8 protein-coding genes and 1 pseudogene are annotated in these 6,877 nt (G+C 61.6%); 6 read left to right on the top strand and 3 right to left on the bottom strand.

The window, feature by feature from the left end:
- Window positions 1-81: 81 nt before the first annotated feature.
- Window positions 82-462, bottom strand: a complete 381-nt coding sequence (locus OC610_RS17995) for a Rho termination factor N-terminal domain-containing protein (RefSeq protein ID WP_030137725.1) — start codon at window positions 460-462, stop codon at window positions 82-84.
- 32 nt (window positions 463-494) lie between these two features.
- A complete protein-coding gene (locus OC610_RS17990) occupies window positions 495-839 on the bottom strand; it encodes a hypothetical protein (RefSeq protein ID WP_198797946.1) in 345 nt (114 codons plus the stop codon).
- Window positions 840-1,007: 168 nt separating this feature from the next.
- On the opposite strand from OC610_RS17990, the gene OC610_RS17985 reads away from it, so the two are divergent.
- On the top strand, window positions 1,008-1,490 hold the full coding sequence (locus OC610_RS17985; protein WP_014339485.1) for a GNAT family N-acetyltransferase: 483 nt from the start codon (window positions 1,008-1,010) through the stop codon (window positions 1,488-1,490).
- A 3-nt stretch (window positions 1,491-1,493) separates the two neighbouring features.
- On the opposite strand, the gene OC610_RS17980 is transcribed toward OC610_RS17985, so the two are convergent.
- A complete protein-coding gene (locus OC610_RS17980; RefSeq protein ID WP_264429506.1) occupies window positions 1,494-2,126 on the bottom strand; it encodes a glutathione S-transferase family protein in 633 nt (210 codons plus the stop codon).
- A gap of 189 nt (window positions 2,127-2,315) precedes the next feature.
- Here OC610_RS17980 and OC610_RS17975 point away from each other — a divergent pair, with 189 nt between their 5' ends.
- The 5 genes and pseudogenes from OC610_RS17975 to OC610_RS17955 all read left to right on the top strand — a co-directional run.
- On the top strand, window positions 2,316-3,299 hold the full coding sequence (locus OC610_RS17975; RefSeq protein WP_264429505.1) for a 2-dehydro-3-deoxygalactonokinase: 984 nt from the start codon (window positions 2,316-2,318) through the stop codon (window positions 3,297-3,299).
- Between the two features lie 18 nt (window positions 3,300-3,317).
- Window positions 3,318-3,938 (top strand): 2-dehydro-3-deoxy-6-phosphogalactonate aldolase, encoded by a 621-nt coding sequence (locus tag OC610_RS17970; protein ID WP_264429504.1) that lies wholly within the window; start codon window positions 3,318-3,320, stop codon window positions 3,936-3,938.
- A gap of 49 nt (window positions 3,939-3,987) precedes the next feature.
- A complete protein-coding gene (gene dgoD / locus OC610_RS17965; protein ID WP_030137731.1) occupies window positions 3,988-5,136 on the top strand; it encodes a galactonate dehydratase in 1,149 nt (382 codons plus the stop codon).
- A 236-nt stretch (window positions 5,137-5,372) separates the two neighbouring features.
- The gene (locus OC610_RS17960; protein ID WP_264429499.1) at window positions 5,373-6,677 is read left to right on the top strand and encodes an MFS transporter; all 1,305 of its coding nucleotides are present in this window, start codon (window positions 5,373-5,375) and stop codon (window positions 6,675-6,677) included.
- A gap of 59 nt (window positions 6,678-6,736) precedes the next feature.
- A pseudogene (locus OC610_RS17955) lies at window positions 6,737-6,877 on the top strand (IclR family transcriptional regulator); the annotation flags it as partial.

Raw genomic sequence — 6,877 nt, 5'->3', positions numbered from 1 at the left:
CTCGCGAAGGCGTCGGCACATCCAACACTTCCTTGCTGACCCACCGCTTTCGCGAGCAGGCTCGCTCCCACAGTTTTCGCTCTATCCCGCCTTGCGCAACGCCTCGACCAGTTCCTGCTTGCGCATCTTCGAGCGCCCGGGAATGTTTTTCGCCCGGGCCTCTTTCATCAAGCTATCCACTGTCTGGGCCTCATGGGAGGCTTTGCTGGTGCGTGGATGACCTTCACGGGACTTGGCGGCGCGGCGGGCTGATTCCTTGCGATCGGACTGTTTCGCCTCGGCCGGTTTTTTCTTGCCGGAGCCGCCGGAGCGTTCGCCGCCGCCCGACTGCTTGTTGACGGTGGCCCAAGCCCGAGCCTCGGCCTCGCCCTCCGACACACCTTTGTGCTCATAGCTCTCTTCGATGTGCTCGGCCTTGCGCTTTTGCTTGTCGGTGTATTTGTCTTTGCTTCCACGAGGCATGGGATGTCTCCTCCTCAGTGTCCGAATAAAGCCTACTGGCTGGCGGCGCCACCTTCAGAGCCCGAGCCTCCGGTAGTGGTTTTCGAACCCACGCCGGTCTCGGCGTTGTCAGGGGCGGTGGAGTCGGGGGTGTTCATACCGCCCTGACGACCCGTGTCGTTACCCTGGACCCGTGGATCAGTGCCCGTCGCGGGTGGCTGGCCATTGTTCAAGGTGCCGCCGGTGCCGTCGGTGTTCAATTTGGGCAAGCCTTGGGTGGCGGGCGAGTTCGGTGCCTGGACCGGATCGGTTGGCCCGGTGCCTGAGGTCGTGGCCGCGAAAGCCGCCGAGGACAACAATGCAGCGAAGGTGAATGCAGTCAGCCTTGAATTGATCATGGTGTCGCCTCCATTTTTTGGAATGCTTGCCAGATTTTTGGCCGCGCTGGAGCGGGGTTGGTGCCTGAGGGGCGACGAACGGCGCTGTGGAAGTTTGACTGCAGAAGATGTGACGAGCGCTGCCGGGCGGCATAGTATGGCGCTTTCAATTGGCTACAAGGCCCGTTCATGTCGATCGAGATCCGTCCCGCGCAACCCAGCGATGCGCCTCAAATCCTTGCGTTCATCACCGAGCTTGCCGATTACGAAAAAGCCCGCCACGAAGTCATCGCCAGTGTGGCGGACATCGAGCGCAGCCTGTTCAGCGAAGGCGCGACCGCCCACGGCTTGATCTGCCTGCGCGATGGCGTGCCGATCGGTTTCGCAGTGTTTTTCTTCAGCTACTCCACCTGGCTGGGCAGCAACTGCCTGTACCTCGAAGACTTGTACATCACGCCTGAACAACGCGGTGGCGGGGCGGGCAAGACGCTGTTGCGGCACCTGGCGAAGATCGCCTGCGACAACGATTGCGGCCGCTTCGAGTGGAGCGTACTGGACTGGAACACCCCGGCCATCGAATTCTACAAATCCCTCGGCGCGCAACCGCAGGAAGAGTGGGTGCGCTACCGCATGGATGGCAAGGTGCTGCGGGACTTCGCTAACGGCAACTGACGTTCATGAGTACGCGTCGGACGCGTACTCGGCAAACCCCGGCCGTTGTTCGAGCCGCTTGCAATAAGCGGCCACCGCAGGGTAGTCCGGACGCTCCATGGGCGTCTGGCGCCAGCGATGTGCGGACAGGCCGATGAGCACGTCCGCGAGGGAAAAGTCCGCGCCGGCCACGTAAGCGCCGGTGTGGTTCAACTGTTGTTCCAGCAAGCCCATCTTGTCGTTCCAGCGTTTGACGCCGGCGGCGATGAGTTCTGGGTCCTGGAAATCCGGGTGCTTGCGCACCAGTCCGTAAAACGCATCGCCCCACGACGGGTTGAGCTCGGTGGCTTGCCAATCCATCCATTGCTCTACACGCGCCCGTGCGGCAGGTTCGACGGGGAGCAGGTCCTCGCGCCCATGCTTGCCTACGAGGTAGCGGCAGATGGTGTTCGACTCCCAGAGCACGCCGTTCTCATCGATGATCACCGGCACCTGGGCGTTGGGGTTGAGCGCCAGGAACGCCGGGTCATGGGTCGAAGCAAAACCGATGCCCCAGTCTTCGCGCTCGTAGCCGATGTCCAGTTCCTGGCAAGTCCACAAGACTTTTCTGACATTGATCGAGGAAGTGCGGCCGAGGATTTTCAGCGTTTGTCCCATCACTTTTTTCCCTGAGTTGTTTGGCGTCCGGTCCGAAAACGTAGCAGGGTCTTGGCTGGATGGCGATGGTTTTGCGGTTATTACGATTATCCCAATATATGGGAGAGATATTTATATATTGAGATTTCTCTGCGCGCAGGTTTATAGTCCGCCTCACTCACTGCCCAATAAACAAAACAGGTGAAGCGGATGCAGGCGCAATTGATCGCGCTCGATTGGGGGACCACCTCATTACGGGCTTATAAACTTGCCGCTGGAGGCGAGGTGCTCGAACAGCGTTCGCTGTCGTCGGGGATCATGCAGTTGCCGTCCGGGCCGCGAACCGTGGCCGGCCAGGTCTGTACCGATGGTTTTGAGCTGGCCTTCGATGAAGCCTGCGGCGACTGGCTCGATGCGCAGCCAGGCTTGCCCGTCATTGCTTGCGGCATGGTGGGCAGCGCACAAGGTTGGCGGGAAGCGCCTTACTGCGACACGCCGGCAAACGTCGCCAATCTCGGACATTCCCTACAAGTCATTCGGAGCCTTCGTGGTGTCGATGTTCACATCGTGCCAGGAGTGATCCAACGCTCCCGGCTGCCCAATGTGATGCGCGGCGAAGAAACCCAGGTACTCGGTGCGTTGCACAGCCTGCCGAACGAAGCGGTGCTGATCGGCTTGCCGGGCAGCCATTCGAAATGGGTGGAAGTGACCGAGGGCTGCATCGTCCATTTCGACACCTTCATGACCGGCGAGATCTTCGCCGTGCTCAGCGACCACAGCATTCTCGGCCGCACCCAGCAGCGCGGTGCGGCGTTCGATGGTGTGGCTTTCGATCGCGGCGTGCAGGTGGCGCTGTCGTCGGATGGCCAGATCGGCCCTCTGTCTACCGTATTCAGCGCCCGTAGCCTGGGCTTGACCGGCGAGCTTGGCGCGAGCGCCCAAGCCGATTACCTGTCGGGCGTCCTGATCGGCCATGAGCTGACGGCGCTGGCCGCCGTACAACGTCACCGGCGTAACAGCGTTCATCTGCCGACGGTGGTGCTGATCGGCAATTCTCAACTCTGCGCCCGTTACCAGCGGGCCCTCGACGCCTGCGGTTTCGCCCGGGTGACCCTGGCCGAACAGGCCACCGAGCGCGGTTTGTGGCAACTGGCCGTGGCAGCCGGGCTGCTCGAAACCAGCGCATCGCGTTAAACCTACTGGAGACCTGACATGCTCACACAAGCGCTGGCGCACAACGGGCTGATCGCGATTCTGCGCGGCCTGCGCCCTGACGAAGCGGCATCTATCGGTGAAGTCCTTTATGCCGCTGGATTTCGCGTCATCGAAGTGCCGCTCAATTCCCCCGAACCGTACGAAAGTATCCGCATCCTGCGCAGTACTTTGCCCGCTGATTGCCTGATCGGCGCGGGTACCGTGCTGACGCCGGAACAGGTAGAGCAGGTCAAGGCCGCGGGCGGCCAAGTGATCGTCATGCCTCATAGCGATCCGAAGGTCTTGCGGGCGGCGAAAGCGGCGGGGCTGTACCTGTCTCCCGGCGTTGCCACACCGACCGAAGCCTTTGCCGCGCTGGCCGAAGGCGCCCATGTGCTGAAGATGTTTCCCGCCGAGCAAATGGGCCCGGCGGTGGTCAAGGCCTGGCTCGCGGTGCTGCCGGCCGGGACAGTGCTGGTGCCGGTGGGCGGGATTACCCCGGACAACATGGCGGTGTTCGTCGAAGCCGGCGTGAAAGGTTTCGGCCTCGGTTCCGGGTTGTTCAAGCCGGGCCTGACAGTGGATGAAGTGGCGGAGCGCGCCAAGGCCTATGTAGCCGCATGGAATGCCTTGAACTGAAGACTTTTCCAGCGCCCCGCGCGCTGCATCTGACAAGAGAGACAACAAGATGAAAATCACCAAACTGACCACGTTTATCGTTCCGCCGCGCTGGTGCTTCCTCAAGGTCGAGACCGACGAGGGTGTGACTGGCTGGGGCGAGCCCGTAGTGGAAGGCCGTGCCCACACGGTGGCGGCTGCCGTCGAGGAATTGTCCGACTACCTGATCGGCAAAGACCCACGCAACATCGAAGATATCTGGACCGTGCTCTATCGCGGCGGTTTCTACCGTGGCGGCGCCGTCCACATGAGCGCCCTGGCCGGTATCGACCAGGCGTTGTGGGACATCAAGGGCAAGGCCTTGGGCGTGTCGGTCAGCGATTTGCTTGGCGGCCAGGTGCGCGACAAGATCCGTGTCTACTCCTGGATCGGCGGCGACCGTCCGGCGGACACCGCTCGGGCGGCTAAAGAGGCCGTCGGACGCGGCTTCACGGCTGTGAAAATGAACGGCACCGAAGAGCTGCAGTTTCTCGACACCTTCGAAAAAGTCGACCTCGCCTTGGCGAACGTGGCGGCAGTGCGCGATGCGGTCGGGCCGAACGTCGGCATTGGCGTGGACTTCCACGGCCGTGTGCACAAGCCGATGGCCAAAGTGCTGATGAAGGAACTCGATCCGTACAAACTGATGTTCATCGAAGAACCGGTGCTCAGCGAAAACTACGAAGCCCTCAAGGAATTGGCGCCGTTGACCAGCACCCCGATTGCCTTGGGCGAGCGGTTGTTCTCGCGCTGGGATTTCAAGCGGGTGCTCAGCGAAGGCTACGTCGACATCATCCAGCCGGATGCGTCCCACGCCGGTGGCATCACCGAAACCCGCAAGATCGCCAACATGGCCGAAGCCTATGACGTGGCGCTGGCGCTGCACTGCCCGCTGGGCCCGATTGCCTTGGCGGCGTGCCTGCAACTGGACGCGGCTTGCTACAACGCGTTTATCCAGGAGCAGAGCCTGGGTATCCATTACAACGAGAGCAACGACCTGCTGGATTACATCAAGGATCCTCAGGTGTTCGACTACGACAAAGGCTTCGTGAAAATCCCGAATGGCCCGGGCCTTGGCATCGAGATCAACGAGGAATACGTCATCGAGCGCGCGGCCATCGGCCATCGCTGGCGCAACCCGATCTGGCGCCATGCCGATGGCAGTTTTGCCGAGTGGTGAGTCACGCCTGACTCACCCAAGTTCCCTGTGGTCCTGTGGTGAATGCAAAAGCCATGAGCGCCCCAGGTCCCCTGTGGGAGCGAGCTTGCTCGCGATGACGGTGTGTCAGTTGGCGCATGTGTGACTGATACATTGCTATCGCGAGCAAGCTCGCTCCCACAATTTGATCTTCGCAAGCCGGGAGATCTTCTTCGATGCGCCCGTTTCCTCAATAAACATAAAAAGAGGCACCTCACATGCAAGCGCACACCCTGAGCGCGCAGGCGTCGTTGGTGACGCCCAGCCGCAAGCGTTTTTTCATCATGGTCCTGCTGTTCATCACCGTGGTGATCAACTACCTGGACCGCAGCAACCTCTCGATCGCTGCCCCGGCGCTGACCACTGACCTGGGCATCGACCCGATCCACGTCGGGCTGATTTTCTCGGCGTTCGGCTGGACCTACGCCGCCATGCAGATCCCCGGTGGCTGGCTGGTGGACCGGGTGCCGCCGCGCATCCTGTACAGCGTGGCGTTGTTGCTGTGGTCGGCGGCCACAGTGATGCTCGGTTTTGCCGCCAGTTTCATCGCGTTGTTCGTGCTGCGCATGGCCGTCGGTGCCCTGGAAGCCCCGGCCTATCCGATCAACAGCCGCGTGGTGACGACCTGGTTTCCTGAGCGCGAGCGGGCCACGGCCATCGGTTTCTATACCTCCGGGCAATTTGTCGGCCTGGCATTCCTGACGCCCGTGCTGGCGTGGCTGCAACACGCATTCGGTTGGCACATGGTGTTTGTCGCCACGGGCGCGGTGGGCATTCTCTGGGCGGTGATCTGGTACGCGGTGTATCGCGAGCCACGGGATTTCAAAGGCGCCAACGCCGCCGAAATCGAGCTGATCCGCGAGGGTGGCGGGCTGGTGGATATCCAGGCCGATACCGCCAAGGCCAAATTCAGCTGGAGCGACCTCGGCATTGTCCTGACCCAACGCAAATTGTGGGGCATCTACCTGGGCCAGTTCTGCCTCAACTCCACGCTGTGGTTTTTCCTGACATGGTTTCCGACCTACCTGGTGAAATATCGCGGCATGGACTTCATCAAGTCCGGCTTGCTGGCGTCGTTGCCGTTCCTCGCCGCGTTTATCGGCGTACTGTGTTCCGGGTTTTTCTCCGATTGGCTGATCCGTCGCGGTGCCACGGTGGGGTTCGCGCGCAAGCTGCCGATCATTGGTGGGTTGCTGATTTCCACGTCGATCATCGGCGCCAACTTCGTCGAATCGACGCCACTGGTGATCGCGTTCCTTGCCCTGGCATTCTTCGGTAATGGCCTGGCGTCTATCACCTGGTCGCTGGTGTCGACGCTGGCGCCGGCGCGATTGCTGGGATTGACCGGCGGGGTGTTCAATCTCATCGGTAACCTGGCGGCTATTGCCACGCCGATCGTCATCGGCTTCCTCGCCAGCGGTGATTCGTTCGCCCCGGCCATTACCTACATCGCGGTGCTGGCCCTGATGGGGGCGTTGTCCTACATCCTGCTGGTCGGGAAAGTCGAGCGCATCGAGTTGTAGTCCTACGAGACGGGCGACCATAATGCCGCCCGTTCCCCGCTCACTGTTGAAGGTCGGCCATGCAGCAAGACGATCCAAAAATCATCAAGGATGCCGCACCTACCGGCACGCAGACATTGCTGCGCGGCCTGGGCGTGGTCCAGGCGGTCGCCAGCGGCGCCCGCGACTTGAAGGAAATCGCCCGGCTGATCGGCACCACC

The sequence above is a fragment of the Pseudomonas agronomica genome (assembly GCF_025917275.1).
In the GTDB taxonomy this organism is placed as follows: Bacteria; Pseudomonadota; Gammaproteobacteria; order Pseudomonadales; family Pseudomonadaceae; genus Aquipseudomonas; species Aquipseudomonas agronomica.
Note: the sequence above shows the minus strand (reverse complement) of the source record. Positions and strands in the feature narration are given on the sequence as shown.

Excerpts from the sequence above, each read along its gene's own strand:
- OC610_RS17970 (WP_264429504.1), top strand. The coding sequence starts at position 3,318 with ATGCTCACACAAGCGCTGGCGCACAACGGGCTGATCGCGATTCTGCGC.
- OC610_RS17995 (WP_030137725.1), bottom strand. The coding sequence starts at position 462 with ATGCCTCGTGGAAGCAAAGACAAATACACCGACAAGCAAAAGCGCAAG.
- OC610_RS17990 (WP_198797946.1), bottom strand. The coding sequence starts at position 839 with ATGATCAATTCAAGGCTGACTGCATTCACCTTCGCTGCATTGTTGTCC.
- dgoD (WP_030137731.1), top strand. The coding sequence starts at position 3,988 with ATGAAAATCACCAAACTGACCACGTTTATCGTTCCGCCGCGCTGGTGC.
- OC610_RS17980 (WP_264429506.1), bottom strand. The coding sequence starts at position 2,126 with ATGGGACAAACGCTGAAAATCCTCGGCCGCACTTCCTCGATCAATGTC.
- OC610_RS17960 (WP_264429499.1), top strand. The coding sequence starts at position 5,373 with ATGCAAGCGCACACCCTGAGCGCGCAGGCGTCGTTGGTGACGCCCAGC.
- OC610_RS17975 (WP_264429505.1), top strand. The coding sequence starts at position 2,316 with ATGCAGGCGCAATTGATCGCGCTCGATTGGGGGACCACCTCATTACGG.
- OC610_RS17985 (WP_014339485.1), top strand. The coding sequence starts at position 1,008 with ATGTCGATCGAGATCCGTCCCGCGCAACCCAGCGATGCGCCTCAAATC.